The organism is Pseudomonas sp. EL_65y_Pfl1_R83 (genome assembly GCF_963970695.1).
Lineage (GTDB): Bacteria > Pseudomonadota > Gammaproteobacteria > Pseudomonadales > Pseudomonadaceae > Aquipseudomonas > Aquipseudomonas tritici.
In genome coordinates, this window is sequence record NZ_CAXAQI010000145.1 from 1 (window position 1) to 595 (window position 595).

A 595-nucleotide genomic window follows, 5' to 3' on the forward strand; every position below is an offset into this window, starting at 1 on the left:
TGATCCCGCGCGTCATCCCGCCGCGCGCGTCACATCACGCGCGGCAGGTCGATATCGATGAAGAGCAGTCGAGAGATCAGGCCTCAGCGCCAGGCAGCGTCTGCGACCGACTGATCCGAGTTGTCCTGCGCACTGTGATCCATGCGCTCCACGCCAATGTTGGAGCCGCCGGCCCGCGCGATCGACTTCGGCAGTCGGGTGGTGGTACGCGGGGCGCCATTCTCACCGGTCGAGGCTTCCTGCCGGAGATCGGCAATCAGCTGCTTCCGGAACTCAGGGTCTTTCAGGAGGGCTTGCCGGGTCTCCTCGCGGATGCGGGCTTCCGCGGCATCGGGGTCATCCCCGAAGCGCGCGAGCGCCGTGCTCCGCCTGTGCCAGCGAACCAGTTCCTCGCCCGGATTGGGCGAGTTGTAGATCCGCTGCACGGTTGCCCGGTCGTCGGGGTTCTGCGGATCGAGGCCATTGGGCCTTCGCTCGCCGGCATGGTCTTGACGATCTTGCTGAACGCCGGGTTCGGCCGGCCTTCCGTCATCAGCACGCCGACCACCGCGAGGCCGCCGGCCTCGTTGCGGTGCACGAAGTGCGCCTCCATCGG

General features: G+C 67.6%; 1 protein-coding gene. It reads right to left on the reverse strand.

Features of this window, described 5'->3' with window-relative positions; genetic code table 11:
- Nucleotides 1-83 precede the first annotated feature (83 nt).
- The coding region (locus AACY08_RS28100) for a hypothetical protein (RefSeq protein ID WP_339472364.1) at nt 84-595 on the reverse strand (512 nt) is incomplete at its 5' end.